Source organism: Halorubrum sp. Eb13 (genome assembly GCF_002252895.1).
GTDB lineage: Archaea > Halobacteriota > Halobacteria > Halobacteriales > Haloferacaceae > Halorubrum.
Genome location: NZ_NHPE01000031.1, coordinates 35,696 through 61,311 on the forward strand (window position 1 = coordinate 35,696; position 25,616 = coordinate 61,311).

19 protein-coding genes and 1 pseudogene are annotated in these 25,616 nt (G+C 70.9%); 13 read left to right on the top strand and 7 right to left on the bottom strand.

The window, feature by feature from the left end; genetic code table 11:
• The first annotated feature begins 11 nt into the window (after positions 1-11).
• A complete protein-coding gene (locus DJ75_RS03075) occupies positions 12-1,859 on the top strand; it encodes a DNA mismatch repair protein (RefSeq protein WP_094522421.1) in 1,848 nt (615 codons plus the stop codon).
• Positions 1,852-2,328, top strand: a complete 477-nt coding sequence (locus DJ75_RS03080) for a hypothetical protein (RefSeq protein WP_094522423.1) — start codon at positions 1,852-1,854, stop codon at positions 2,326-2,328. Before DJ75_RS03075 ends, DJ75_RS03080 begins: the two co-directional genes overlap by 8 nt.
• Positions 2,329-2,355: 27 nt before the next feature.
• On the opposite strand, the gene DJ75_RS03085 is transcribed toward DJ75_RS03080, so the two are convergent.
• Positions 2,356-7,086, bottom strand: a complete 4,731-nt coding sequence (locus tag DJ75_RS03085) for a glycoside hydrolase family 15 protein (protein WP_094522425.1) — start codon at positions 7,084-7,086, stop codon at positions 2,356-2,358.
• Positions 7,087-7,198: 112 nt separating this feature from the next.
• Here DJ75_RS03085 and malA point away from each other — a divergent pair, with 112 nt between their 5' ends.
• The 4 genes from malA to DJ75_RS03105 all read left to right on the top strand — a co-directional run bounded on the left by malA (position 7,199) and on the right by DJ75_RS03105 (position 14,598).
• On the top strand, positions 7,199-9,331 hold the full coding sequence (gene malA / locus DJ75_RS03090; RefSeq protein ID WP_094522427.1) for an alpha-amylase MalA: 2,133 nt from the start codon (positions 7,199-7,201) through the stop codon (positions 9,329-9,331).
• Positions 9,331-11,994 carry a glucosylglycerol hydrolase gene (gghA, locus tag DJ75_RS03095; RefSeq protein WP_094522429.1) on the top strand — a complete coding sequence of 888 codons (2,664 nt, stop codon included), beginning with the start codon at positions 9,331-9,333 and terminating at the stop codon, positions 11,992-11,994. The genes malA and gghA overlap by 1 nt, the downstream gene beginning before the upstream one ends.
• A 77-nt stretch (positions 11,995-12,071) precedes the next feature.
• Positions 12,072-13,562, top strand: a complete 1,491-nt coding sequence (malQ, locus tag DJ75_RS03100; RefSeq protein WP_094522431.1) for a 4-alpha-glucanotransferase — start codon at positions 12,072-12,074, stop codon at positions 13,560-13,562.
• Positions 13,563-13,566: 4 nt separating this feature from the next.
• Positions 13,567-14,598: a sodium:calcium antiporter gene (locus tag DJ75_RS03105; protein ID WP_094522433.1), complete on the top strand. Its 1,032-nt coding sequence runs from the start codon at positions 13,567-13,569 to the stop codon at positions 14,596-14,598.
• Between the two features lie 4 nt (positions 14,599-14,602).
• Here the strand turns inward: DJ75_RS03105 and DJ75_RS03110 are convergent, their stop codons facing one another.
• The gene (locus tag DJ75_RS03110; RefSeq protein WP_094522434.1) at positions 14,603-14,815 is read right to left on the bottom strand and encodes a PLDc N-terminal domain-containing protein; all 213 of its coding nucleotides are present in this window, start codon (positions 14,813-14,815) and stop codon (positions 14,603-14,605) included.
• Positions 14,816-14,910: 95 nt separating this feature from the next.
• On the opposite strand from DJ75_RS03110, the gene DJ75_RS03115 reads away from it, so the two are divergent.
• From DJ75_RS03115 to DJ75_RS03135, 5 genes and pseudogenes are all read left to right on the top strand, one after another.
• A complete protein-coding gene (locus DJ75_RS03115; protein ID WP_094522436.1) occupies positions 14,911-16,179 on the top strand; it encodes a hydantoinase/carbamoylase family amidase in 1,269 nt (422 codons plus the stop codon).
• 72 nt (positions 16,180-16,251) lie between these two features.
• Positions 16,252-17,207, top strand: a pseudogene (locus tag DJ75_RS03120) (mechanosensitive ion channel family protein).
• Positions 17,208-17,480: 273 nt separating this feature from the next.
• Entirely contained in the window at positions 17,481-18,491 is a 1,011-nt protein-coding gene (locus DJ75_RS03125) for a transcription initiation factor IIB family protein (protein ID WP_094522439.1), read from the top strand.
• A 108-nt stretch (positions 18,492-18,599) separates the two neighbouring features.
• The gene (locus tag DJ75_RS03130) at positions 18,600-18,779 is read left to right on the top strand and encodes a hypothetical protein (RefSeq protein WP_094522441.1); all 180 of its coding nucleotides are present in this window, start codon (positions 18,600-18,602) and stop codon (positions 18,777-18,779) included.
• Between the two features lie 209 nt (positions 18,780-18,988).
• On the top strand, positions 18,989-19,222 hold the full coding sequence (locus tag DJ75_RS03135; RefSeq protein WP_094522443.1) for a UPF0058 family protein: 234 nt from the start codon (positions 18,989-18,991) through the stop codon (positions 19,220-19,222).
• Positions 19,223-19,444: 222 nt separating this feature from the next.
• Here the strand turns inward: DJ75_RS03135 and DJ75_RS03140 are convergent, their stop codons facing one another.
• Complete coding sequence (locus DJ75_RS03140) at positions 19,445-19,831, bottom strand: DUF555 domain-containing protein (RefSeq protein WP_094522445.1); 387 nt, start codon at positions 19,829-19,831, stop codon at positions 19,445-19,447.
• 88 nt (positions 19,832-19,919) lie between these two features.
• The gene (locus DJ75_RS03145) at positions 19,920-20,846 is read right to left on the bottom strand and encodes a DNA-3-methyladenine glycosylase (RefSeq protein WP_094522447.1); all 927 of its coding nucleotides are present in this window, start codon (positions 20,844-20,846) and stop codon (positions 19,920-19,922) included.
• 143 nt (positions 20,847-20,989) lie between these two features.
• Between DJ75_RS03145 and DJ75_RS03150 the strand changes: the two genes are divergently transcribed.
• Positions 20,990-21,487 carry an SRPBCC family protein gene (locus tag DJ75_RS03150; RefSeq protein WP_094522449.1) on the top strand — a complete coding sequence of 166 codons (498 nt, stop codon included), beginning with the start codon at positions 20,990-20,992 and terminating at the stop codon, positions 21,485-21,487.
• Positions 21,488-21,515: 28 nt separating this feature from the next.
• Here DJ75_RS03150 and DJ75_RS03155 read toward each other — a convergent pair whose 3' ends face one another.
• Entirely contained in the window at positions 21,516-23,156 is a 1,641-nt protein-coding gene (locus DJ75_RS03155) for an ATP-binding protein (RefSeq protein ID WP_094522451.1), read from the bottom strand.
• Positions 23,157-23,216: 60 nt separating this feature from the next.
• Entirely contained in the window at positions 23,217-24,104 is an 888-nt protein-coding gene (locus tag DJ75_RS03160; RefSeq protein WP_094522453.1) for a DMT family transporter, read from the bottom strand.
• Between the two features lie 105 nt (positions 24,105-24,209).
• Between DJ75_RS03160 and DJ75_RS03165 the strand changes: the two genes are divergently transcribed.
• Positions 24,210-24,506 carry a hypothetical protein gene (locus tag DJ75_RS03165; RefSeq protein WP_094522455.1) on the top strand — a complete coding sequence of 99 codons (297 nt, stop codon included), beginning with the start codon at positions 24,210-24,212 and terminating at the stop codon, positions 24,504-24,506.
• A 27-nt stretch (positions 24,507-24,533) separates the two neighbouring features.
• On the opposite strand, the gene DJ75_RS03170 is transcribed toward DJ75_RS03165, so the two are convergent.
• Complete coding sequence (locus DJ75_RS03170; RefSeq protein WP_094522457.1) at positions 24,534-25,424, bottom strand: hypothetical protein; 891 nt, start codon at positions 25,422-25,424, stop codon at positions 24,534-24,536.
• Positions 25,425-25,616 lie beyond the last annotated feature (192 nt).

Consider the following 25,616-nt stretch of genomic DNA (forward strand, 5'->3'; position numbering starts at 1 on the left):
CACGTCGGCGTATGCGACTCGAGGACTACTGGGGGATCGGCCCGAAGACGAGCGAGCGGCTCGTCTCGGCGCTGGGGACCTCGCGGGCGATCGAGGCGATCGAGGCGGCCGACGTCCGGGCGCTCGTCGACGCCGGACTCCACCGCGGGCGAGCCACCCGGATCCTCCGCCGGGCCAACGGCGAGGCCGGCATGGACGTCCTCGCGACGGGGGACACCCGCTCGGTGTACGACGACCTGCTCTCGCTGGCCGCCGGCCACGCGCTGACGGCCCACGCCGCCGACCGGATCCGAGTGCTGACGCCGCTAGCGGACCGGGAGGCGGTCGAGGCCCGACTCGACGGCGTGGTCGCCGCGCGCGACGCGTGGGAGGGGCTCGTCGAGGCCGACCGCGAGCGCGTGACCGAGGCGTTCGACGCGTACGACGACGCCGAGGGGTCGGACCTCGCGGCCGTCGAAACCGCCATCGCGCTGCGGGAAGCGGGGCTTGACGACGGCCCGTTCGAAGCGGTGGGCGCGCTGGAGGCGGACGCCCTGCGGGACGCCGCCGGCGCCCTCGCCGACGTGCGCGGGTCGATCGACCCGACGAGCGTCGACGGCGACGGCGACATCGAGGTCGCTCGCGGCGCCGACGACGAGCTGGACCGCCTGCGCGACCGGCTCGACGCGGCCGAGGAGCTGGCGAACTCCGCGTTCGACGTGCTCGACGCGGTCCGGGACGGCTCGCTGCGCGACTTCGAGGCCCTGGAGGCCGCGACGATCGACCACGTCGCGAGCGAGACCGGCGTCGACCCGGCGACGGTGCGGTCGGTGGCTCCCGACGACGCGCTCGACGCCGCCGACTTCGTCTCGGCGACCCTCCGCGACCTCGCGGCGGAGCTGGAGGCGGAGGTCGCGGAGCGCGAGGCGGCGGTCGCCGCCGACATCCGGGAGCGGATCGGCGGCGCGCGGGCGGACTCGGGCGAAGACGGCGGAGGCGACGGAGACGACGAGCGGGAGAGCCACGTCGCCCGGGCGGTGACCGCCGTCTCGGACGCCGCGTTCCTGCTCTCGCTCGCGCGCTTCGCGGCCGCGTACGACCTCGCGCGACCGACGCTCGTCGACGACGGGATCGCGGTGCGGAACGCGCGGAACCCGTTCATCGCCGGCGAGGTGCAGCCGGTGTCGTACGCGGTCGGGACCCACTCGCTCGCGGGCGACGCGGGCGTGGCGAGCGTCGACGCGCCGCCGACCGGCGACCGCGTGAGCGTGCTTACGGGGGCGAACTCGGGCGGGAAGACGACGCTGCTGGAGACGGTCTGCGCGGTGGCCCTGCTCGCGTCGATGGGGCTCCCGGTGCCCGCAGAGGAGGCGCAGGTCGGCTCCTTCGACCGGATCGTCTTCCACCGGCGCCACGCCTCGTTCAACGCCGGCGTACTGGAGTCGACGCTGAAGTCGGTGGTCCCGCCGCTCGTCGAAGAGGGCCGGACGCTGATGCTCGTCGACGAGTTCGAGGCGATCACGGAGCCGGGGCGGGCCGCCGACCTGTTGAACGGTCTCGTGACGCTCACCGTCGAGCGGGGCGCGCTCGGCGTGTACGTCACGCACCTCGCGGAGGACCTGAGCCCGCTCCCGGAGGCCGCCCGGATCGACGGGATCTTCGCGGAGGGGCTCACGAACGACCTCGAACTGCGCGTCGACTACCAGCCCCGCTTCGGTACGATCGGCAAGTCGACGCCGGAGTTCATCGTCTCTCGACTCGTCGCGAACGCGAGCGATCGCGGCGTGCGCGCGGGGTTCGAGCACCTCGCCGGCGCCGTCGGCGAGGAGGCGGTCCAGCGCACCCTCTCGGACGCGGAGTGGGCGGGTGACGATGACTGACGAGGAGGCGGGCGGCCCCGCGGAGGGCGCGGGAGGCGGGCGAATACGGTCAATCGCGGTCCACCGCGAGGACGTCGCGAGCGCGCTCGAGGCGACGCTCCGGAGCGACCGCGAGGTCGTCCTGCGGGTGACGCCGCCATTCTCGGGGCGGATGCGCGCTCGACTTCACGCGGTCGACCACGGGACGGCGGGGAAGGAAGCGGGCGGAAGCGAGACGAGCGAGCGCGACGGCGACGCCCCGACCCCTATTCACGTCGATCCCCGCGACCTCGTCGCCGAGGTCCCCCCGTACCCCGAGGTCGACGAGACGGCGGCGGCACACCCCGACGCCGACATCGAGACCCGCCGGGAGCGTCACGCCGAGGCCGTCGAGGGGTGGCGCGAGCGCGTCCGCGGGTCGATCGTCGACGCCGTCGAGCTGGAGGTCGACGGCGAGACCCGCGCGGTCGACGTGACCGCGCTCGGGTGACTATTTTTAAAAGAGGCCGCGGATCCGTTACAGCCGAAGCCGCTTAACCGACGTGCCGGCGCCGCCGAAGTCGGCGAGCGCCGCGTCCGCGTCGCCGCCGTCGGCCGTCGCCGCCGCGACCACCACCGTGTCGGCGTCGAGGTCGGCGTCCAGTCGGACCTCGTACGCGCCGTCGTCGGGCGTCGCGAGCGTCGAGCCGTCGGCGGTGTACACCGCGACCGCCTCGGCGTCGGTCTCGCCGGAGACGATGAGGTCCTCGCCCGCGTACTCGACGGCGGCGGTGAGGTCGGGCCCCGCGGGGCGGTCGCCTTCGACGTACCGCTCGCGGACGACGGTCGGGGTCTCGACCGGCTCCCCGGCGTCGACGCCGTGCGCGAGCCGGATGTAGCCCGCCATCGACCACGCGAGCGGGGTCGCCCCCCCGGTTCCCTCGCCGAACTCCCAGCCGTAGTCGGTCGGGTGCTCGCGGTCCCACACCTGCTCGGGGAGCATCCGCCCGGAGTTGCCGAACCCGGCCATCGTCTCCAGCAGGGCGGCGGGTTCGAGCTCGGCCTCCTCGGTGCCGCCGAAGGCGTCGGGGCCGTCGGCGCGGGCGCGGAGCTCGTACTCGCCGCGCTCGCCGGTGAAGATCGGCCACAGCCGGCCGCGGCCGTCGCCGGTGCCGGCCCAGGGCGCGCCCGGGTCACCGGCGGCGATCTCGCCGTAGGCGTCGCCGACGTAGCGGTACCACGCGGGGCCGTACGGCGTATCGACGCGGATCGATTCGTCGACGACGGAGACGGAGTTCCGGACCGTCTCGTCGTCGGCCGGCTTCACCCCGAGCCGGACGAGTTCGAGGAAGCCTCCGTCGACGATCTCCCGCTCGTCGTAGGTCGGCCCGTCGTTGGCGATCGTCCGCGGCCGCCCGGACTCGGGGTCGCCGTCGGCGGTGACCCGGAGGTAGTACGGCGTCTCGGCGTGCCGATCGGTTCCCGTCGACGTCGCGCACCACTCCTCGACGCGCGCGGTCCAGTCGTCCGCGAGCCCGAGCCACGCGAGCGCGTCGGCGCGGAGCTCGTCGGGGGCGGGGTCGTCTCGCGAGCCGCCCGCCGGGTCGCCGCCGGACTCGATCCGGTCCGCCTCCGCGAGCGCGAGGGCGGCGCCGCAGACGAGTCCGGCGATCTCGGCGGCGATGCTCGACGGCGAGAAGCCGGCCTCCTCCTCCCAGCGCTCCTGGGCCGTCTCCGGACCGTTCGCCGCGATGTAGCCGAGCGAGCGCCGGACCTGGTCGTAGGTGTAGTCGGCGTCGGCCGGCGCGGTCCCGTGCTCGTACAGCTGCCACGCCATCACCGACGGGAACGCGATGTTGTCCATCTGCTCGCCGCCCCAGCGGGTGCGGCCGTCGATGTAGGTGTTCTGCGGGAGGAAGCCGTCGTCGTCCTGCTGGGTGTTGTAGAGGTACGCGAGCGCGTTCGCGCCCCGCTCGACCTCGCCGACCTCGATCAGCGCTGTGAACACCTGATAGAGGTCGCGCGACCAGACGAAGTTGTAGCCGTAGCCGCGGTCCTCGGCGGCGTACTCCGTCTCGCCCCACGGCACCGACGGGCTCGCGATCCCCGCGCCGTCGTGGCGCTTGTCCTCCACGGCCGCGAGGGTCATCAGCGCGAAGCGGTACTGCGCCTCCAGCTCCGCGTCGCCGGTCACCGAGTCGGGGAACTCCCGGCCGGCGAGCCAGTCGCGCCACGTCTCGACGTAGGAGGCGGAGACATCGTCGAAGCCGCGCGAGATGGCGCCCCGGGCCTCGCCGAGCGCGGCCGCGGTGTCGGCGTTCTCGGCGAAGCCGAGCGCGACCGTGTCGGAGACCGCGGTCCCGCTCCCGACGAGCCCGGCGAGCACGACGTTACCGGTCGCCTCCGCGTCGCCGTCGCCGCGCTCCCCCTCGCTGAACAGGGCGTCGGCCTCGTCGCCGCCGGCCGAGAGGACGCTGGCCCACTCGAACCGGTCGTCGCTGGCGAGCGCGAGCGCGACCTCGAATGAGTCGCCGTCGTCGTCGACGAGCTTCCCCGTGTTCCGTTCGGCCGCGTCGTCGTTGCGCGCGAGGAGGTGGTAGCCGTCGGCGCCCGCCACGCGGTCGCCGCGGTCGTTCGTCCCGACGTTCGTGATCGTCGTGTCGACCAGGGCGTACACGTCGTACTCCCCCTCGCCCTCGAAGTCGACGTCCGCGAGGACCGCGTCACCGTCGGTGTCGACGGCGTACTCGACGGTCAGCGTCCACTCGTGTCCGTGGCCGTCGCCGGTCTCGCGGATCGTCTGCGTGTACGCGAGCGCGTCGCCGACGGTCGGTTCCGTCGTCCGCTCCACAGTTTCCGTCGCCGTGACGTGGCTCGTCTCGTCGAACGTCCGGACGGTGTGGCCCGTCTCCGGGTCGGCGACGAGGAAGTCGAACGTGCGGACGTTCATCACGTCGATCCGCGGGAACCGGGCCTCGGTGAGCGCCCCCTCGGTCAGGGTGAACCAGACCGGGACCGGGTCGTCGGCCTCGTGGTCGGCGGGGGTCCCGACGCCGAACTTCCGGCCCGTCGTCCAGTGGGGCGCCTCGCTCGGTCCGGTCGGTCGGTCGTGCGGGACGGGGAGCGCGCCGTGCTTCGCGAGCGTCACCGTCGCCTCGATCCGGAGCGCGTGCGACCACCCGATCGGCGTCGCGCCGTCGAGGTCCCCGTCGTCGAACGCCTGCTCGGCGAACAGCCCGGCGTCGTTGACGAAGTGACCGTCTGGCTCGCAGAGGGCGTAGAGGTCTCGGGCCGCCCCGAACAGCTCGTCGGCGTCGCCGTCGCGCTCACGCACGAGCCCGCCGAGCGAGGCGGCGGCCGTCGCGCCCCACAGCGTCGCGATCGACCACACCTTCGCGGCGCCCTGCTCGGCCGTGCGCCAGTCGTCGCCGGTGAACCTGACGATCCCCTCGACATCGGCCGTCTCCCGGCGGAGCGCCTCGATCGAGTTCCGGACGTGCCTCTCCACGCGGTCGAGGAACGCCTCGAAGTCGGCCGTCGCGACCGCCGCGCCGGAGCCGTCGGTGACCGCGCCGTCGACGTCCGCGCGCTCCTCGCGGAGGGCCGCGTACTCGACGGTCGCGCTCGCCAGCGCGAACGTGCTGGCGTCCGCACGGTCGTCGCGACTCTCCGCGCTCGCCCGTTGGGGGAATCGCTCGGTGTCGGGGTTCCAGCGGTCGTCGAGCCCGGCGATCGCCTCGTCGGCCGCCGCCGCGGCCGCGACGCGCGTCTCGTCGTCGACCGGGGCACGGGCGACCGCGGCGAACGCACGCAGGTAGGCCGCGCCGGTGTGGGTGAACCGCCCGAGGGCGTTCTCCCAGCAGTTCTGACAACGCCGGGGGAGCCCGTCGTCCTCGGTCGTCTCGCGGAGGAAGGCGACCGCGTCGGCGATCGTCGCGTCGATCCGCTCGCGCCACTCCTCGGGGAGGTCGGTCGTCCGGCGGAGTCGGGCCAAAAACGCGACCACGGACGCGGGCTGGTCCAGCTGGTCGTTCGGTCCGGCCGTCCCGTTCGCGCCCTCGATCCTGGCGTTCGCCCAGCCGGGGGCGACCTTGCCGGAGTCGGCCCAGACGCGGTGGGGCCACGAGCCGTCGGCGTCCTGCGTGCGACAGAAGAAGGAGGCGGTCGCGAGCAGCTCCTCGTCGGCGTCGAGGCCGACCTCCTCGCTCGCGGTCAACAGCGCCGTCGCGGTCTCCGCCTCGTCGCGGAACCAGGTGTAGCCGTAGCCGCCGGAGGTCGAGTAGAAGGGGTCGAACTCGGGGGCGGCGATCCGAGCGCCGGACTCGGCCGTCAGCAGGTCGAGCGCCCGGAGGTCGCTCCTGATCACGTCCCGCCGCGGCACGTCTTCGGGCACCTCCGGCCCACGGCCGGCCGCCGCCTCGCGGAGGTCGTCGGCGTCCGGGTAGGCGGTCGCGATCCGAGAGAGCTCCTCGATCCGCCGGCGGCGGTCGGGACCATCGGAGAGCGCGGCCAACGCGTCGTCGCCCGTCTCGCGCGTCTCCTGCCGGTCGACGACGGCCCGGCTCGCGAGCGTGACGCGCTCGGTCCGGCCGTCGCGCTCGAATGGCGCGCGGACGACGACGTCCGGGGTGAGCCGCGAGTCCTCGCGCTGGTCGATCTCCCCGCGGTGGGGGAACCCTGCCCCGCCCTCGCCGAGCAGTTCAGTGATCGTGCGGAGCCGCTGGCCGTGCGCCGCCGTGAGCCCCGTCGACGCCGTGAGGAAGTCGTGCTCGGAGCGGTGGTACACCTCGACGACGCTCCCGTCGTCCGGTCCGGCCCCCTCGTGGACCAGGTTGCCGACGCGGCCCTCGACCATGTCGGGCGAGAACGCGCAGGCGGCGACGAGCTCGGCGCCCGCGGGCGGCGCGCCCCGCAGTTCGATGTGCGTCAGGTGGGTGTCGCTCACGACGAGGTCGAACTGGTGGATCGTGTACCGGCCCGCGTCGTACTCGGTCTCGACGAGCGGCGTGTCCTCGTCGTAGTGCTGTCGCGTCGTCGTGAGATCGTCGAACCAGCGGACGCCGCGGCCGGCCGTGATCCCCATCCGGAGCCGGTCGGCCCCGCCGACTCCCGACAGGGAGTACGAACAGTCGTGGACGGTGCCGTCGGGCCCGACGTGGACCAGACGGCCGTCGTCGCCCGTGAACGCGCCGGCGGTCGTGGGACGCTCCGCCGGATAGCGCTCGCCGCGCCGACGTTCGTGCTCCGTGAGAGCGGTTCGCAGTCGCATAGTCGCCCTGCGATTCCCTCGGTAAAAGCCTTGACGAACGAGGCGACCGACCGGTTTCGCCGCGATCCGGCGAAGGGGAACAACGAATACCCCGGGTGCCGATGGATGGCACATGCACCACCCAGGACCCCCCCGATTCCTCTCGACCGGGGAGACGACGCAGCTCGCCCCGCGGGACCCGGACCCGACGGCGGAGTACGAGTGGCGCGTCGCCGACGCGCCGCCGGACAGCGAGGCGACAGTCGGCGAGGACTCGGTAACCGAGTTCACGCCGGACGTCCCCGGACAGTACCGCCTCGGCCTCGACGCGCCCGACGGCGACCACCTCCTGACGGTCCGCGCGTTCGCGGCGAGCTACGAGGGCGTCGACGTCGCCGGCGGCAGCGGAACGGCGATCCGCGACCGCGACGCCGACCACGCCGCGATCGACTACGGCGCCGAGCGGCCCCACGAGGGCGTCGGCCGTCCCCGCGTCCGGCTCGACGCGACCGTCGAGGAGGCGGAGGGGGGCGGAGCGAGCGGAGACGCAGCGGGCGAGGGAGAGCGCACCGAGGTCGTCGTTCGCGCGACGCCGACACCGAACCCCGAGTCCGCCCTCGACGCGTCGGAGCTCGCGGTCACCTTCGTCGTCGACGATCGCGACGTCGAGCGAGCGGTCGCGGAGGGGCGGCGGAACCCGCGGGACGCGTTCCGGACGACCGACGACGGACGCGCGCTTCGGATTCCGGTCGACGCCGTCCCGGACCGGCTCCGCGTCCACGCGGTCGCCGTCGCCCGCGAGCCGGGTCGCGAACAGCGGGTGAGCGTCGCCGACGCGGTCGCCGTCGAGCGGGCCGACCGGAGCGAGCTCGCGGACGCTGACGAGGACGAGACCGCCGACCCGGACCTGACGACCCCCGTCGACGCCGACGGCCCCGCCTTCGAGACGGTCCGACTGAACCAGCCGCCCGAGTGGACGGCGGACGCGACCGTCTACGAGGTGTACGTCCGGACGTTCGCCGACGCCGACGAGGGCGAGGCGTTCGAGTCGATCGCGGAGCGGATCCCGGAGATCGCCGACCTCGGCGTCGACACGCTGTGGCTCACGCCCGTGCTCCAGCACGACGGGAAGCCGCACGGCTACAACATCGTCGACTTCTTTGACGTGGCGGAGGACCTCGGCGACCGCGACGAGTACGAGGCGCTCGTGGAGGCCGCCCACGACCACGGGATGCGGGTGCTGTTCGACTTCGTCGCCAACCACACCGCACGCGACCACGAGTGGTTCGAGGACGCCTACCGGAACCCCGACTCTCCGTACCGCGACCGCTTCGAGTGGCAGGAGTCGGGCGAGCCGGGGACGTACTTCGACTGGGAGCTGATCGCGAACCTGAACCACGCGAACCTCGACGTGCGGCGGTTCCTCCTCGACGTGATCGACGAGTGGGCGCCGCTCGTCGACGGGTTCCGCTGTGACATGGCGTGGGCGGTCCCCGACTCGTTCTGGCGCGAGCTCCGCGACCGGGTGAAAGACATCGACCGCGAGTTCCTGCTGATGGACGAGACGATCCCGTACATCCCCGGCTTCCACGAGGGGATGTTCGACATCCACTTCGACGCGACGCTGTACTTCCAGCTCCGGCAGGTCGGCCGCGGCGCCGAGCCGGCCGCCTCGGTGTTAGACGCGATCGACCAGCGCGCAGAGATCGGCTTCCCCGACCACGCCGGCTTCCTCCAGTACATCGAGAACCACGACGAGACGCGCTACCGCGTCGAGTGCGGGGACGCCGCCGCGGCCGCCGCGGGCGCCGCGACGTTCACCCTGCCCGGCGTGCCGATGGTGTACGCCGGACAGGAGATCGGTCAGCGCGGCCGCCGGGACGCGATCGCGTGGGAGCACGCGCGCGACGAGGTCCGAGATCGCTACGAGCGCCTGCTCTCGACTCGCGACGACCACCCGGCGCTCGGGCCCGAGGGCGGCCTCGAACGGGTGGGGTACCACGTCGCCAGCGGCGACCTGAGCGAGCGGCCGATCGTCGCTAGCGGCGACGTCCACCCGGACGACGTGGTGGCGTTCCGCCGGAGCGACGGCGCGGAGTCGCTGATCGTCGTCCTCAACTTCGCGCCCGACGAGGCCAGCGTCGCGGTCGACGCCGACCACACGGACCGCGACCTGGTCACCGGGGAGTCGTGCGTCGTCGTCGACGGGGAGGGGACGGAGCGGATCCGCGTCGACGAGGTCGCTATCGTCAGAGAGACGGAGTGATGAGCGGGGACGCGGGGGACGCGGGGGACGCGTCGCGCGATCGAACGCGCGAGACGCTCCCCGACCGGACCGAAGCCCTCGTCGAGCGGGCGCGGGCCGACCGCGAGGCGGCGGCCGATCGGTTCGAGGCGGCCCGGTCGCTCGCCGAGCGCCTCGGCGCGCATCCGATCAGACCTGAGGGCGCGGACCCGGCGACCGACCCGCCCGAGGGCGTCGCCTTCGGCTTCTGGACGCCCGACCTCGCCGACGCCGGCGTCCCCGTCGACGACGTGCGACTGGAGCTGTTCACTCCCGTCGCCGAGGACGGGGGCGACGGCGACGAGACGGCGGTCGACCCCGGCCGCGACGACCTCCGCGAGGCCACGTTTCGCGTCGACCGGCTCCCGGTGGAGCGCGACGAAGAGTTCCACTGGGTCGCCGTGGACGGGATCGCGCTCGGGACGCGCGACCGGCTCGGCGCGTTGTATCAGCTCGTGTACCGGACCGCTGGCGGCGACGAATGGGAGACGGTTCGGGACCCCCTCGCGTACTCGCTCCCGTTCGGGGCGTTCGCGCCCGCGGAGGCCTACGACTGGCCGCGCCTCGACGCGACGCGCCCCGACGGCGACCACTTCGACTCGCTCGGGACCGACGAGGAGGCGCTCCCGACGACGGCGGACGACGGGCTCCCGCGGATTGACCCCGCGACGAGCATGGTTGAGATCCACCCCGGCACGTCGACCGAATCGGGGTCGCTCGCGGCGCTCGCGAAGCGGTTCGAGGCGATCGGCGAGAAGCTCCGAACCGGCGAGCCGCTCGCACCTCACGAGCGGAACTACGTCGGGTACGACGCGATCCAGCTCATGCCGGTCGAGCCGCTAACGCAGGCGTACGGGCGCCAGTGGTACTGGCGCCCCGGCGGAACGTACGAGCCCGGAGACGGCGAGAACGCTCGCGGGTCCGGCCCGGAGCGCGGCGGCGGGTCGGACGACGCGCCAGTCGACCCCGCGTCGGCGTTCGACCGCGAGCGCGACCTGGAGCGCGCGAGTGTCGGCGTCGAGCGCCCCGACCAGACCAACTGGGGGTACGACGTCGTTGTGAGCGGCTTCGGAGCGGCGAACCCCGCGATACTGGAGACGGGACGGCCCGACGAGCTCGTCGAGTTCATCGCCGCCTGCCACGGGATGCCCGACCCGATCCGGGTCGTCTTCGACGTCGCGCTCGGGCACGCGGACGAGGCGGCGGCGGAGCTGCTTCCCGACCCGTTCTTCGAGGGGCCGGGGATGTACGGCCTCCACCTGAACTACCGCCACCCCGTCGTTCGGGCGATCATACTCGAGTTACAGCGCCGGAAAGCGAACTTCGGCGCCGACGGCATCCGGATCGACGGCGCGCAGGACTTCACGTACCACGACGAGGAGACCGGCGAGCAGGTCCACGACGACGCGTTCCTCGCCGAGATGGACCGGGTGACCCACGAGGTCGCCGGGACCGAGTACCGCCCGTGGATGATCTACGAGGACGGCCGCCCGTGGCCGCGGGAGGACTGGGAGCTCGCGTCGACGTACCGCACGCTGATCGAGCAGCACCCGCACGCGTTCCAGTGGTCGCCGGTGACGTTCGCGCACAACAAGCCCGCGCTCCTCACGTTCTGGGCGACGAAGTGGTGGCGCATGCGCGAGGTCGGCGAGATGGGAAGCCAGTGGATCACCGGCGTCGCGAACCACGACACGCTGCGGCGCGGCTCGCAGGTCGAGGTGACCGACGACTGGGGCGGCGCGCTGATCAACCCGTACCTCGCCGACTCGCCGCCCGAGACGATCCGCGAGGCGTACGACAGCCCCGCCGCGCTCGTCTGGTTCCACGTCGCGATGCCGGGCGTCCCGATGGACTTCCTCCACGCGAACTACCGGGCGCCGTGGGGGTTCGTCAGGGACACCGACCCGACGTGGAACGTGAAGGTCGTCGCCGAGGAGGCGCCGTGGATCGACTGGCACGTCCCGGAGGGGGCGTACGGCGAGCGCGACTCGTTCACGCGCTTGAAACAGCTCGGATTCGAGACGCGCGCCGAGCTGAGGGAGTTCGTCACGACGCTCGCGGCCCTGGTCGACGCGACCGACTACGACCTCGACCTGATCGCGGAGCTGCTGTCGGTCAAGGGCACCCCCCTTCGAGGTAACGCTCGCGGCGAACTCGCCGCCACCGACCTCCAAGCGTTCTCGTTCGCCTGGAGCGCCGACGTGGCCGAGTACCTCGTCTTGGACCGCTGGGAAGACGCTCAGGGCGATGCGCGGACCGCGTTCGACCGCCGCGTCCGCGAGTTCCGCCAGCCGCGGCCCTGGCTCCGCCGCGACGTCGACCCGGACCGCGGCGAGGCGTTCGGCTACCGGCATCCGACGGAGGGAACCGTGGTGTACCAGGCGCTCAGACGCGACCCCGACGGAGACGAGGCGCTGCTCGTCGCCTGCAACGTGGAGGGAACCCCAGTCGAGGTGTCGCCGACGGACGTCCTCGACGACCTCGGCGTCGCCGGGCGCGACGACGGCGGCGAGCGCGACGGGGCGCCCGACTGGACCGTCGCGCTCGCGGCGCCCGACACCGACGCCTCGGTGGGATCGGACGCGGGGGTCGTCACGCTCGAGACCGCGGACGCGGTCGTCTGGCGCGCGGTCCGCGGCGACTGAGCCGGCCGTCTGGCCGCGACATCCGAGCCCCCCGTTCGGACGCAACGCTTGAGTCGGTGGGGGTCACAGGGAGACGCATGCGATTCGACCGCTCCGACGGCGTGTTCTGCCACGTCACCTCGCTGCCGGGACGACACGGGATCGGCGACCTCGGCGACGGCGCCGCGGCGTTCCTCTCGTTCCTCGGCGACGCCGACGTCGACCACTGGCAGATCTGTCCGCTCGGGCCGACGATACACGCCGCCGGGGAGTCGCCGTACCAGTCGCCGTCGGCGTTCGCCGGCAACCCCCTCCTGATCGACCTCGACGGGCTCGTCGCCGACGGTTGGCTTGACTCGTCCGACCTCGAACCGGTCCCCGACTTCCCCGACGACCGCGTCGACTACGGCGCGGTCCGGGAGTACAAGCTCCCGCTGCTGCGCGACGCATTCGAGCGGTTCGACGCGGAAGCGGGAGAGGAGGACGAGGCGGACCTCGACGCGTTCCGCGATCGCGAGCCCTGGCTCGCCGACTACGCGCTGTTCCGGGCGCTGGCCGACGCGCGGCCCGAGGACACGTGGGTCGAGTGGCCGGAACCCATCCGAACCCGCGACCCCGAGGCGCTCGCCGAGGCGCGCGAGGAACGCGCGACCGAGGTCCGGTTCCGCGAGTTCGTCCAGTGGACGTTCGACCGGCAGTGGCGCGAGCTCCGATCGGTCGCGGCCGAGGAGGGCGTCTCGATCGTCGGCGACGTGCCGATATACGTCGCGCTCGACTCCGCCGACGTGTGGGCGAAGCCCGAGGCGTTCCGACTCGACGAGGGGAACCGTCCGACCGCGGTCGCCGGCGTCCCGCCGAACCCGGGCGACGACGGACAGCGCTGGGGGAACCCCATCTACGACTGGGATCGGCTCGCCGAGCGGGAGTACGACTGGTGGATCGCGCGGTTCCGGCGGCTGTTCGAGCTCGCCGACGTCGCGCGGCTCGACCACTTCCTGGGGTTCGTGAAGTACTGGGCGATCCCGGCCGACCGCGACGACCCGGCCGCCGGCGAGTGGCGGGAGGGGCCGGGGCGCGACCTGTTCGAGACGGTGGAGCGCGAGCTGGGACAGGCCCCGTTCATCGCCGAGGACCTCGGGTTCGAGGAGCGGGCGATGAACGAGCTGATGGCGGAGTTCGGCTTCCCCGGCATGCGCGTCCCCCAGTACGCCGACTGGTGCGAGGAGGGGAACCCGTACCAGCCGATGCACTACCCCGAGGGCGTCGTCGGCTACACTTCGACCCACGACACGGACACGTGGATCGGCTACTTCGAGGACCTCCCGGAGCGCCAGCGGGACTGCTTCCGGTACAACGTCGGCGCCGACGGCGACCGCGCGCCCGAGTGGGAGATCATCGACGAGGTGTGGGACTCCGAGGCTGTGCTCGCCGTGACGACGATGCAAGACCTGCTCGGGCTCGGCAGCGAGTCGCGGTTCAACGAGCCGGGGACCGTCGACGGCAACTGGGAGTGGCGCGTGACTCGGGACGACCTCGACGACGAGATCGCCGACCGCCTGTGGGAGCTCGCCGGACGGCACGTCCGGTAACGCGGTGTTCGGTGGCATCCTCCCGGACTCGCCACTCTTCCACGTCGCGGTGATCGCCGGAGCGACCGCGGCCATCTGGGTCGGCAGCGGGTGGCTCGAGGAGTCGGCCCAGACGCTCTCCGCGTACTACGGACTGCCGGCCGTCGTGCAGGGCTCGATCGTCGTCGCCGTCGGGTCGAGCTTCCCGGAGCTGGTGAGCGTGCTCGTCACCGCGCTCGTCGGCGTCTTCGACATGGGCGTGGGCGCGCTCGTCGGCTCCGCCATCTTCAACGTGCTCGTCATCCCCGCGCTGGCCGGGATCGGCGCCCAAGGCCCCTTGGAGTCCAGCCGGACGATCGTGTACAAGGAGGCGCAGTTCTACATGATCGCCGTCGCGGCGCTCGTCGTCACCTTCTCGCTCGCGGTCATCTACGTCCCGGTTCCCGCCGAGGCGATCGCGGGCGAGCTGACCCGGCCGCTCGCGCTTATCCCGCTGACGCTGTACGGGCTCTACCTGTTCATTCAGTACCAAGACGTGGGCGACGCCGACATCGAGACGGTGCGCGACGGTGTCGACGTCAGACGGGAGTGGGGGAAGCTCGCGGCCGGACTGCTCGTCATCGTGGTGACCGTCGAGCGGCTGGTCGCGTCGGTGGAGTCGCTCGGCACGACCTTCGGCATCCCGGAGTTCCTCGCGGGCGTCACGATCGTCGCGGCGGCGACGAGCCTCCCCGACACGCTGGTGAGCCTCCGGACGGCGCAGGAGGGGCGCGGCGCGACGAGCCTCGGGAACGTGCTCGGCTCGAACACGTTCGACCTCCTCGTCGCCATCCCGCTTGGCGTGCTCATCGTCGGCCGCGTTGAGGTGAATTTCTCGACGGCCGTTCCGATGTTCGGGGTGCTCACGGCGGCGACGGTCCTGCTGTTCGCGGCGCTCCGGACGGACCTGTCGCTCACGAGCCGCGAGTCGTACATCCTACTCGCGACGTACCTGCTGTTCGTGGCGTGGATGATCGCCGAGACGGTCGGCGTAACGAGCCTCCTGCGGGGGGTGTGAGCGCCTACCGAGTCCGACCGATGATGAAGTAGAGCACGAGGCCCAGCAGCGGCGCGAGGAAGGCGACGATGGCCCAGAGGAACGCGGGCTGGTCGCTACGCTGCTGCGCGTCCGAGTAGATCCAGACGATGATGGCGAGCTGTACGAGCAGCACCAGCAGACCGAACAGGAAGGCGATCCCGCCGGCCAAGGCCTCCTGGAGCAGTATCGGGGACATCGGCCGATATCACTCGGGGGCGTAATAAGTGTCTTTGGGGCCCGGTCCCGCGCCGACCACGAACCGTTTTGGTCCGGCGGCCCTCCGATCCGCGCATGGACCTGCCAGTCGACGCCGAACGACTCCGCGCGGACCTGGAGGCTAACGCGGCGTTCGGACGCGTGGAGTACGACGACCCGGAGAGGCGCGGACGGACGAACCGGACCGGGAGCGAGGCGAACGCGGCCGCGCGAGACCGGCTGGTGGAGCGCCTGGAGGCGGCCGGCCTCGACGTCGCGGTCGACGGAGTCGGGAACGTGCTCGGAACGTGGGTCCCCGACTCAGCGGACCCGGAGGCTGCTCCCGTCGTGAGCGGGAGCCACCTCGACAGCGTTCCTGAGGGCGGGATCTTCGACGGACCGCTCGGGGTGTACGCCGCCTTGGAGTCCGTGCGCGCGATGCGGGATGCGGGCGTCGAACCCGCGCGACCGGTCGGCGTCGTCAGCTTCACCGAGGAGGAGGGGGGCACCTTCGGGGAGGGGCTGCTCGGGTCGTCGGTGGCGGCGGGCGAGACGGCCGTCGACGAGGCCCTCGCGTACGAGAGCGACGCCTGCGAGACGCTGGACGAGGCGCTCGACCGGATCGGCTACCGCGGCGACGACGCGATCGACCCCGCGTCGTGGGCGGCGTTCTACGAGCTCCACGTGGAGCAGGACACCGTCTTGGAGGAGGCGGGCGCCGACGCCGGCGTGGTGACGACGATCACGGGGATCACGCACTGCGAGGTGACGGTCGAGGGCGAGGCGAACCACGCCGGCGCGACCGCGATGGGCGACCGGACCGACGCGCTCGCGGCCGCGAGCGAGTTCGTCCTCGACGTGGAGGCGGCCGCGAACGACGTCGTCGACGAGTCGAGCGTCTCCGCGGTCGGCACCGTCGGGTCGCTCTCCGTCTCGCCGAACGCGACGAACGTTGTTCCGGGCCACGTCGAGGCCGGCGTCGACGTGCGCGACGTCGAGACCGAATCGATGGACGCGATCGTCTCGGCCGCGCGCGAGTCGCTCGCCCGACTGGAGCGCGAACGGGGGGTCGAGACGTCGTTCGACCGCCCCTTCGACGTGGCGCCGACGCCGATGAGCGAGCGCCTCCGAGAGGCCGCCCACGCCGCCGCGGCGGACGCCGAACGGGACGCGCTCGACCTCCACTCCGGCGCGGCACACGACGCGATGCGCGTGGCCCGCGTCACCGACGCCTCCCTCCTCTTCGCGCCCTCGCGGGACGGGATCTCGCACAACCCCCGCGAGTGGACCGACTGGGAGGACTGCGCGGCCGCGACCGAGGTGCTGGCGGGGGCGCTGACGCGGGTCACGGGCGACGAGGCGTAGCGGGGCGACTCGGGGTCGGATCGGACGACCGGACGTCACAACCGTTTTGGCGGTCGGCTGCGAGCGGTTAGCGTGAGACGTCCACTCGCGTCGCCGCCGTCGCGCTCGGCGTCGTCGCCGCCGCCGTTGGCACGATCGTCGAAACGACGGGCGTCCTCGGCGGCTGGCCCGACCTGGGTGGCTACCCCGCGACGCTCGTCGTCGGGCGGGCGCTGCTCGTTGTCGCCGTGGGGGCGCTGCTGTACGGGTCGTACCTCCTCGCGGTCGGCGTCCTGATGCGGTCGGCGAACAAGCGGCGCACGTACAACACGCGCAACCTCCTGCGACTCGTCTTCGGCTTCGTGGGGACGATCGCGACGCTCGCGGTGCTGACCGAGAACTGGCTCGGACTCCTGTTCTCGCTCGGGGTCATCGGCTTCGCGGTCACGTTCGCGCTCCAACAGCCCCTCTTGTCGCTGATCGCGTGGGTGTACATCACCGTGAAACAACCGTACGGCGTCGGCGACCGCGTCCGGATCGACGACGCGAAGGGAGACGTGATCGGCGTCGACTTCCTCGTGACGACGCTGTGGGAGATCAACGGCGAGCTCGTCACGACGAACCAGCCGTCGGGACGCGTGGTGACGGTGCCCAACAGCGTCGTGCTCTCCTCGAACGTCGTCAACTTCGGCGGGGGCGGCTCCCCCTACGTGTGGAACGAGGTCGGGGTCCAGGTCGCCTACAAGACCGATCTCGACTTCTCGCGCGAGGTCATGGCCGAGGAGGCGAGCGACCTGATCGGCGACGAGATGGCCGCCGGAATCGCGGCGTACCGGGAGGCGCTCGCCGAGACGCCCGTGGAGCTAGAGGTCCACAATCGTCCGACGGTGAACGTGACGCAGGGCGAGTCGTGGATGGAGCTTCGCGTTCGGTACCTCACGCATCCGCGTCGCGGGCAGCGCGTGAAGAACCGGCTGTACGAGCGGATCCTCGACCGTTTCAACGACGCGCCCGGTCGCGTGGCGTTCCCGGTGAGCCGAAATCGCTAGCGCGGAGGCGATCGAGCCGCCGCCGGACGGAGGTCGGTCGCCGTTCCGTCATGATTTATATACTGTAACTATTCGGTCGTCATCCGGCCGCCGATCCCGACGAAGATGCGATAATACGGAAACGGGCGGTATCGGGCCTATATGGGCCGTTAAATGAGGTGTGTGGTAACTTTAAACACGTCACATTTATATACTCTGATGACTTACTATTGGTTAACGAATCGGCGAGCCCGGCACCAGTATTTCGGTCGGGAGTTCGATCGGAGAGAACCCATGACAGAAACACGTACGCGCGACTACGGCGGGGAGACGGAGCGAGAACGAACGAATCGAAGCGGAACGACCGAGACGGAATCCGAGGAAACGGAGTCGACGACGGCGGAGCGGACCACGACCTGCCCCGAGTGTAGCGGGAGCCTCATCACCGACACGGAGCACGGCGAGACGGTGTGCGACGACTGCGGGCTCGTCGTCGAACAGGACTCGGTGGACCGCGGGCCGGAGTGGCGCGCGTTCAACTCCGGCGAGCGGGACAGCAAGTCGCGCGTCGGCGCCCCGACGACGAACATGATGCACGACAAGGGGCTCTCGACGAACATCGGCTGGCAGGACAAAGACGCCTACGGCAAGTCGCTGTCGAGCCGGCAGCGCCAGAAGATGCAGCGGCTCCGCACCTGGAACGAGCGGTTCCGCACCCGCGACTCGAAGGAACGCAACCTGAAGCAGGCGCTCGGCGAGATCGACCGCATGGCCTCGGCGCTCGGCCTCCCGGACAACGTCCGCGAGACCGCCTCGGTCATCTACCGCCGCGCGCTGAGCGAGAACCTCCTGCCCGGCCGCTCCATCGAGGGTGTCGCGACCGCGTCGCTGTACGCGGCCGCCCGGCAGGTGGGGAACCCCCGGAGCCTCGACGAGTTCACCGCCGTCTCCCGCGTCGAGAAGATGGAGCTCACCCGGACGTACCGCTACGTCATCCGCGAGCTCGGGCTTCGCGTCCAGCCTGCGGACCCCGGGAGCTACGTCCCGCGGTTCGTCTCGCGGCTGGAGCTCTCCGAGGAGACCCAGCGGCTGGCCCGCGAGCTCCTCGACGGCGCGAAAGAGTCCGGCATCACGAGCGGGAAGTCCCCGGTCGGGCTCGCCGCGTCCGCAGTGTACGCGGCCGCACTCCTCTCGAACGAGAAGGTGACCCAGAGCGAGGTGTCCGACGTGGCCGACATCAGCGAGGTCACCATCCGGAACCGGTACAAGGAGCTCCTCGAAGCGAGCGAGGGGCTGGCGGCCTAACACCGCCGTTCGATCCGTTCTCTCCCTGTCATTTTCTTCCCGCGTTCGAGCGCGTTTGAATAGCCCTCGCCACGTACGCTTTTAACCCGGCCGCGTGTACGGCAGGCCATGGTGGATGCGTTCGTCAGACTGGTCTGTCCGGAGTGTACGAAGGAATGGCAGGACAACCCCGCTGATCTCCAGAGCCTCCGCTCGAACTTCAGCTGCCCCGAGTGTCACGCGACCCGCCGGCTGACGGAGTTCATGCGGACCGAGCGCGACCTCGAGGCGGTCAAGCAGTTCCAGTAAGTCGCACGCGACCTTCGAAACCGAGTCAGCTCCGCGGCGGGACGGCTCTCCGTCTCGGGCCCCCTCAGCGGGCGCGTGCGAACGAATCCTTCCCGATCGATAACCCGAAAAGACCCGTCTACGCCTCGTATCCGGTAAATACGCAAAGTTGCATGGTAACGTGACTCAAGATAATAATATAAACCTCCGGTAGCAAAGGGCTGTTACTCATGAAGAAGCAGGAGCTCATCCATCTTCACGGCCTTCTCGCGGAGGTACGAAAACAGTGCGAATTCTGGAACGAGGATATTGACCTCGAAGCCTACGAAGAACTTGGCGTCAAGCCGACATCGATTCACAAGTCGAAGACCGACCACAAAGCGGCCGTTTTTAAGCTGACCGAGGGAATCACGGAGCCGATGGAGGAGTCCGAATCGGAGCCGCTGGCCCCGACCGCAGACTGAAATTTCGTCCCGCTTCCTGTCCTTCCCCGCTCGCCGAGCGGTAGCCGTACTCGCGGGCTCGTCTCCCGCGCAGTCGACGCTCGCGTAGTCGGCACTCGCTCAGTCGGTAGTCGCCCAGTCGGTAGTCGACCCGGTGGATCTCTCGGCCCGCGCGAGCGACGTCCACACCAAGGGCTGTCCGACTCGCTCCGGTCCACGGTCTCGCTCGGGGTCGCCGGCGCGTTACGGCCCGTCGTCGGGTAGCGACTCCGACTCGTCGTCCCCCTCGTCGTCCGTTTCGAACTCCTCGACGTCGAGTACCTTCAGGGGGATGTTCCGGAGGCGCTGGCCGATCTCCTTGCGCGCGACCCGGCTGGCGTGTTCGGCGCGTTCGACGTTGAACACGTCCATGCGGAGTTCGAGCGCGACGAGCGCCTCGTCGGCGGCGACGAAGGCCGGCGGCAGCTCCTCGCCGGCGGGAGACGTGCGGCTCCCGGTCTCTATCTCGACGTAGCTGAGGTCCGGATTCAGCATCTCGCCGGTCTTCGAGATCGCGATCCGGACGGCTTCGTCCGCGGTCCCGACGTCGTACACCGGGACGGCGGCCTCCACGACGACTCGGCAGTCCATCACGGTGACGTGTACCACACGCGCGAGTATGAAACTTCGGCCGACAGGTCGAAACGTCGAAACGACGACCGCGCGCGAGCGTCCCGACTCACTCGCCGCCCGCCCGGAGGTAGTAGAACACGTACGTCTGGGCGTATCCGGCGTATTCGCCGCCGAAGCGCTCGCGGATCGCCCGCGACGTCTCGACGTAGCCGCCGCGCTCGCAGTCGGGGTAGTACTCCTCGATCGTCGTCCGGATCCAGGTGTCGAGCGGCACCGCCTCGAGGAAGCCGAGCGAGAACAGCAGCACGCAGTCGGCGACCTTGTCCCCGACGCCGACGAACCGGGTCAGCGATTCGCGCGCCTCCTCGTACGGGAGCTCCGCCGCCGCCAGCGGGTCCGCCTCGCCGGACGACACCATCTCGGCCGTCCGCTGCACGTAGGGCGCGCGGTAGCCCAGCGAGAGGTCGCGAAGCTCCGCCTCCGTCCGGGCGGCGAGCTGCTTCGGCGTCGGGAACGCGTGGTACGCCGCTCCGTCGAGTTCGACGACGTCGCCGTACGTCTCCCGGAGGCGGCGCTGCATCCCGTGGATCCGCGCGACGCGCATCTGCGCCGAGCAGATGAAGGAGATCAGACACGGAAACGCCGGATCGCGAGTGAGCCGCATTCCCTCGTACGCGTCGTACGCTCGTTCGAGCAGGGGGAGGTCGGGGGTCGCGTCGAGGATCGCGTCCAGGTCGTCGTCGAGCCGGAACAGGTGTTTGAGGAGCGGGACGGCGTCGATCGCCGACTCCCAGTGGAGCCTCCCGTCGTGGACCCCGCCCTCGTGTCTGACCCGCAGCGGGACGCGCTCGTCGACGACGCCGGGGATCGGGGAGACGACCGTCTCGTACCAGTCGTCGCCGCCGTGGGCGTGGAGGTCCGCGTACGTCTCGCCGTCCGCGCGGTTCCAGAGGTAGCTCTGACCGCTCTCGACGGTCGCCTGCAGATCGAACGGCCCGTCCAGGTCCGCGATATCTATCGCGCCTCGTTCCATTACCGATCTGAGAGGGTCGCAGCCGTATTCGGATTTCGGTACCGGCGGTGGCCAGCGACGTCGCGTCCGAGACGTCGGGACCGATCGGCGGCAACTCCCACGGGCGAAGCGGGGTTTTTGACCGGTCGCCACGTAGCGGGTGTATGCCGACGTACCGCCGGACGACCCGCGTGCCCGCCCCCATCGACGAAGTGTGGGCGTTTCACTCCACGATCGACGGCCTCCGCGCACTCACACCGGACTGGATGAACCTCCGGATCGCCGGCGTCGAGGGGCCGGACGGGGAGCCGGACCCGGCGGTGCTCGTCGAGGGATCGCGGATACGGATGTCGATGCGACCGTTCGGCGTCGGGCCCCGACAGCGGTGGGTCTCCCGAATCGTCGAGCGGAAGCCCGACGGCGACACCCCGGTCAAGGAGAGCGCGCGCTTCGTCGACGACATGGTCGGCGGCCCGTTCCGTCGGTGGGAACACACCCACGCCTTCTACGCCGACGGCGAGGAGACCCTCCTCGTCGACAGCGTCTCGTACCGGCTCCCGCTCGGCCCGCTCGGCGACGTCGCCGGCCCCCTCGCGAAGGTCGGGTTCGAGGGGATGTTCCGCGACCGACACCGGCGGACGATCGAGCGGTTCGAGGCGTAACGGTCGTTGAAGCGGGCGGTTCGCCGGTTCAGGCGGGAGCGGCCGCCGTCTCCGCTCCGAAGGTGAGTTCGAACACCGCACCGCCGTCGTTTCGGACCTCGAGCACCCAGCCGTGGGCGTCCGCGATCCGGTCGACGATCGCGAGCCCGAGCCCCGAGCTCCCGGCGGTCGAGAACCCCGAGTCGAACAGCGAGTCGCGCGCGTCGGGCGGTACCCCCGGTCCGTCGTCAGCGACGTACAGCCCACGCGCGCCCGAGCCATCGCCGTCGGTTCCCACTTCGATGTTGACATCGGGCCCGCCGTGGTCGACGGCGTTCCGGAAGAGGTTCTCGAACAGCTGCCGCAAACGCTCCGGATCGGCTTCCACGTGACCGACGTCGTCCCCGACCGTCAGCGTCGCCTTCGGCGCCCGCACGCAGTCCCAAGCGCTCTCGGCGAGCGACGCCACCGGGACGGACTCCGTCTCGTCGATCGCGTCGCCGCGCTTCGCCAGCATGAGGAGGTCCTCGATGAGCGTCTCCATCCGGTGTACCGCGCGTTCCATCGCCTCGTACTCCGCGCGCGCGACGTCGTCCTCGACGAGGTCGAGGTACCCGGAGAGGACGTTGAGGGGGTTCCGGAGGTCGTGAGAGACGACCGCGCTGAACTGCTCGAGCCGTTCCGTCTGGCGACGGAGTTCGAGCCGGCGTTCGTTCCGCGCGAGGGTGTGCGCGATCAGGTCGCCGAAGGTGCGGTACGCGGCGACTTCGTCCTCGGTCCACGCTCGCGGTTCATCGGTCTCTAACGCGAGGACGCCGATGAGCTCCCAGTCGCTGACGAGCGGGACGTGAACCGTCGCCGGCGGGGCTCCGTCCCCGGCACCCGGAACCGAACCGGCGTTCGCGCCCGGGGGCGATCCCGTGTCCGACAGCGGACCTTCGTCGGTCGGGGTCGCGTCCCCGGATTTACCGGCGGAGATCGGTGGACGGACGACGTTCTCGAACGTGGACAGCGCCTCGGGACCCGGAAACTCCGCGTACGATTTCGAGCCGGGGTCGCAGTTCCCCGAGGACCAGTGATACGCCGGCTCGAACGCGTCTCCAGCGTCCAAGTAACAGATGATTCGGTCCACCTCGACCTGCCGGCCGACCTGCTCCATCGTCCAGACGATTTTCGTCTCGACCTCGTCCGACCGAGTGCTCATCAGCGTGGTACCGGCGTCCAGCAGCGCCTCCCGAAGCCGTACGACGTCGTCAGCGCCGAGTCGCGTCAGCGCGGGTTCGATCGCGTCCCGGAGGCGCTCGACGAGTGAGTCGGTGCAACTCCCGTCAGTTTCCGCTCGCTCGTTCGGATCGACGCGGACGACGTCGTCCGCGCCCGCGTCTATGACAGTGCGGGTCAGTTCGACTCCCGGCTCCTCCACGGCGACTATCACCGGCACGCTCTCGGGGGTCGCCGCGAGGCGTCTCCGAACGTCTCCCGACGCGAGGGCATCGGCCGTGGTGACTATCCCGCAGGCGTCGGCGAGCGGCGACCGCTCCTCCTCCGCGGCTGGCGCTAGCGCCGCCGGGGCGGCCACCCCGTACTCCGGCGTCCGGGGGGCGCTCCACGCGTCCGCGACCGCTTCGCGGACGCGGCGGCGGACGTTCGTGTCGTCACCGACGTAGACGACGGCGGAACGACGAGGCATACAGATAGGTCCGGCCGATAACATTTCAACGTTAACGCCCGAATATCGGCCGTGAGAACGTTAGCTCGCCGTCCCCGTCGACGTCAGCGCGATCCCAGCGAGGACGACGGCGCCCCCTACCAGCGTGATCGGAGTCGGAACCTCGGCGAGAAGGACCAACGCGAGCACGGTCGCGCCGACCGGTTCGCCCAGCAGCGACACGGACGCAACGCTCGACTCGACGTGCGCGAGCGCCCAGTTGAGCACGGTGTGACCGAGCAGTCCCGGGCCCAGTGCGAGCCCCGCGAAGAGCGCCCACTCACGGGGTGGATACCCGCCGAGCGGATGCCCCTTTGCTAGCACGACCGCGAAGAGCGCCACGGTACAGACGCCGTAGACGACGACCACGTACGGGACGAGCGAGACGCGCTGCCGGAGCGAGCGACCGGCGAGGACGTAGCCGGCGGCCGTCACCGCGCCGAACAGCGCCAATCCGTTCCCGTAGAGCGGTCGCGGACCGACGAGCACTCCGCCGAGGAGGTCGCCGACGGACATCGCGACCATCCCCGCGACCGCGACAGCGATGCCGAGGGCCATTCGGCGCGTCACGCGCTCTCGGAGGAGCAGCCACGCGCCGAGCGCGACGAACACCGGCTGCGCCTGGACGAGCGTGACGCTCGCCGCGACACTCGTCCATTCCAAGCTCTCGAACCAAGCGGCGAAGTGGAGCGCGAGCGCGACCCCCGACAGCGTCGCGAACGCGAGATCGCGGCGGCCGATTCGGACGAACTCGGTCCGATACCGCCAGATCGCGGCCGGAAGGAGCGGTAGCGTCGTGAACAGGACGCGGTAGAACGCGGCCACCGAACTCGGCGCCGCGCTGAGCCTGACGAGAATCGCCCCGGCGCTCACGGCGACGACCGCGGTCGCGAGGGCGGCCGTCGGTGGGACGCGAGGGTCGGCGGACATCGTCGTCGGTCGTTTCGCCCCCCGTCGCTTACGGGTTTCGGGACGAGTCGTCGCCTTCGGTAACGTGCCGACGGAGATTTGCGACTCCGGTTCGAACGGCGACGCATGTGCGCTGACACGTTCGGCGTGGGGATCCACCTCACCGATACGGAACTCCAGTTCGTCGTTCACGTCCCGTCGGACGTCGACTCCGGGTGGACCGACCCCGAGGCGTTCCAATCGTTGGTCGCAGAGACCGTCTGGGACCTGCTCGATCAGCAGGTCGTTCTCGGGACCATCGCCGAACGGTTCGAGGCAGAGACGACCGTCACGCTGGGGACCGTCACGCTCGAATCGGACGGTACCGTCGTGTCACACGAGCTCAACCCCCCGACTTCAACGCCGGAGGACGAGACGGAGTGAATCGGACGGGACGAACGCGTCCACCGGTCAGTCGTCGCCGACCGTCCCCGGTCCGCCGTCCGGATCCGTCTCGTCCGCCGACGCCGCGAGGACGGCCCCGACGACCCACATCCGATCTCGATCGTACGCGGTGAGATCGTACCGCGTCGAGCCGACGGTCTCCCCCCACGTGTCGAGCACACCGAGCCGCACGAGCCCCGACAGCGTCGCGCCGAGCGTCCGCGGCGTCGTCTCCGGGTCGGAGAGGGCGGCGTGGACCTGCCGCGACTGGGGGTAATTCCGCGTACAGCGCTCCACCCCCTCGCGCGCCTCTGCCCAGTGGCGGCGCACGTACCCGAACGTCGTCGGGTCGTCACGGTGCAGTCGGTCCAGGGCTCCCGCGACGGGATGGTCAACGCTTCCCACGTCGCCGGTCGGATCGAACAGCGACCGGACGTCCGCGGCCACTTCGGGACGATACGAACACCCGACAACGACGTCGTCGACGCCGGACAGCCCGCGCAACCCCGTTACGAACGACCGAGCCGCAGCGACTCCTCTGTCGGTCACCACCGGAACGATGTCGTCAACGACGATCGAGGGCACTTCCCCCTCGGAATCGGCGACGTACGTCGAAACGGCGTCGACCACGCGATCGAGCTCGGTGGACGCGTCAAGCATCGTGTACGCGAGCCGCCGTCCCGGAACGACCTGTGTCGTCGCCGTCGATCCCCGGGTGGTGTCGCTCGCGGAGACGATCGCCTCGCTGGAGGGCCCCGACCCGGGCGAGTCGCGCCACCCGCGTCGCCACTCCTCGATTCCGGTTCCGAACAGCACGGAGATCACTCGTTCCGACGGCACATCGTCACGAACCGGTGGCTGCCCCGTCGCGGACAGTCGCACCGTGACATCGTGATCAGGGTCCGTCGGAACGGCCATGTGTGACGTTAGCTTCAGCGACAAAATTCATAAACTTATGGGTAGACATCTCAATATTGAAATTCGGCTGCTTCGCGGCGATCGGTGACGTAAACTGGTCGCACCGCGGTTGCCGGGGTCGTACCACGGTCAACTCTGCCGACCGCTCGCGCTACGCGTCTCCAAAAAAATCGTGTGGGGCAATCGCCCCTA

Excerpts from the sequence above, each read along its gene's own strand:
- DJ75_RS03075 (WP_094522421.1), top strand. The coding sequence starts at position 12 with ATGCGACTCGAGGACTACTGGGGGATCGGCCCGAAGACGAGCGAGCGG.
- DJ75_RS03080 (WP_094522423.1), top strand. The coding sequence starts at position 1,852 with ATGACTGACGAGGAGGCGGGCGGCCCCGCGGAGGGCGCGGGAGGCGGG.
- DJ75_RS03085 (WP_094522425.1), bottom strand. The coding sequence starts at position 7,086 with ATGCGACTGCGAACCGCTCTCACGGAGCACGAACGTCGGCGCGGCGAG.
- malA (WP_094522427.1), top strand. The coding sequence starts at position 7,199 with ATGCACCACCCAGGACCCCCCCGATTCCTCTCGACCGGGGAGACGACG.
- gghA (WP_094522429.1), top strand. The coding sequence starts at position 9,331 with ATGAGCGGGGACGCGGGGGACGCGGGGGACGCGTCGCGCGATCGAACG.
- malQ (WP_094522431.1), top strand. The coding sequence starts at position 12,072 with ATGCGATTCGACCGCTCCGACGGCGTGTTCTGCCACGTCACCTCGCTG.
- DJ75_RS03110 (WP_094522434.1), bottom strand. The coding sequence starts at position 14,815 with ATGTCCCCGATACTGCTCCAGGAGGCCTTGGCCGGCGGGATCGCCTTC.
- DJ75_RS03115 (WP_094522436.1), top strand. The coding sequence starts at position 14,911 with ATGGACCTGCCAGTCGACGCCGAACGACTCCGCGCGGACCTGGAGGCT.
- DJ75_RS03125 (WP_094522439.1), top strand. The coding sequence starts at position 17,481 with ATGACAGAAACACGTACGCGCGACTACGGCGGGGAGACGGAGCGAGAA.
- DJ75_RS03130 (WP_094522441.1), top strand. The coding sequence starts at position 18,600 with ATGGTGGATGCGTTCGTCAGACTGGTCTGTCCGGAGTGTACGAAGGAA.
- DJ75_RS03135 (WP_094522443.1), top strand. The coding sequence starts at position 18,989 with ATGAAGAAGCAGGAGCTCATCCATCTTCACGGCCTTCTCGCGGAGGTA.
- DJ75_RS03140 (WP_094522445.1), bottom strand. The coding sequence starts at position 19,831 with ATGGACTGCCGAGTCGTCGTGGAGGCCGCCGTCCCGGTGTACGACGTC.
- DJ75_RS03145 (WP_094522447.1), bottom strand. The coding sequence starts at position 20,846 with ATGGAACGAGGCGCGATAGATATCGCGGACCTGGACGGGCCGTTCGAT.
- DJ75_RS03150 (WP_094522449.1), top strand. The coding sequence starts at position 20,990 with ATGCCGACGTACCGCCGGACGACCCGCGTGCCCGCCCCCATCGACGAA.
- DJ75_RS03155 (WP_094522451.1), bottom strand. The coding sequence starts at position 23,156 with ATGCCTCGTCGTTCCGCCGTCGTCTACGTCGGTGACGACACGAACGTC.
- DJ75_RS03160 (WP_094522453.1), bottom strand. The coding sequence starts at position 24,104 with ATGTCCGCCGACCCTCGCGTCCCACCGACGGCCGCCCTCGCGACCGCG.
- DJ75_RS03165 (WP_094522455.1), top strand. The coding sequence starts at position 24,210 with ATGTGCGCTGACACGTTCGGCGTGGGGATCCACCTCACCGATACGGAA.
- DJ75_RS03170 (WP_094522457.1), bottom strand. The coding sequence starts at position 25,424 with ATGGCCGTTCCGACGGACCCTGATCACGATGTCACGGTGCGACTGTCC.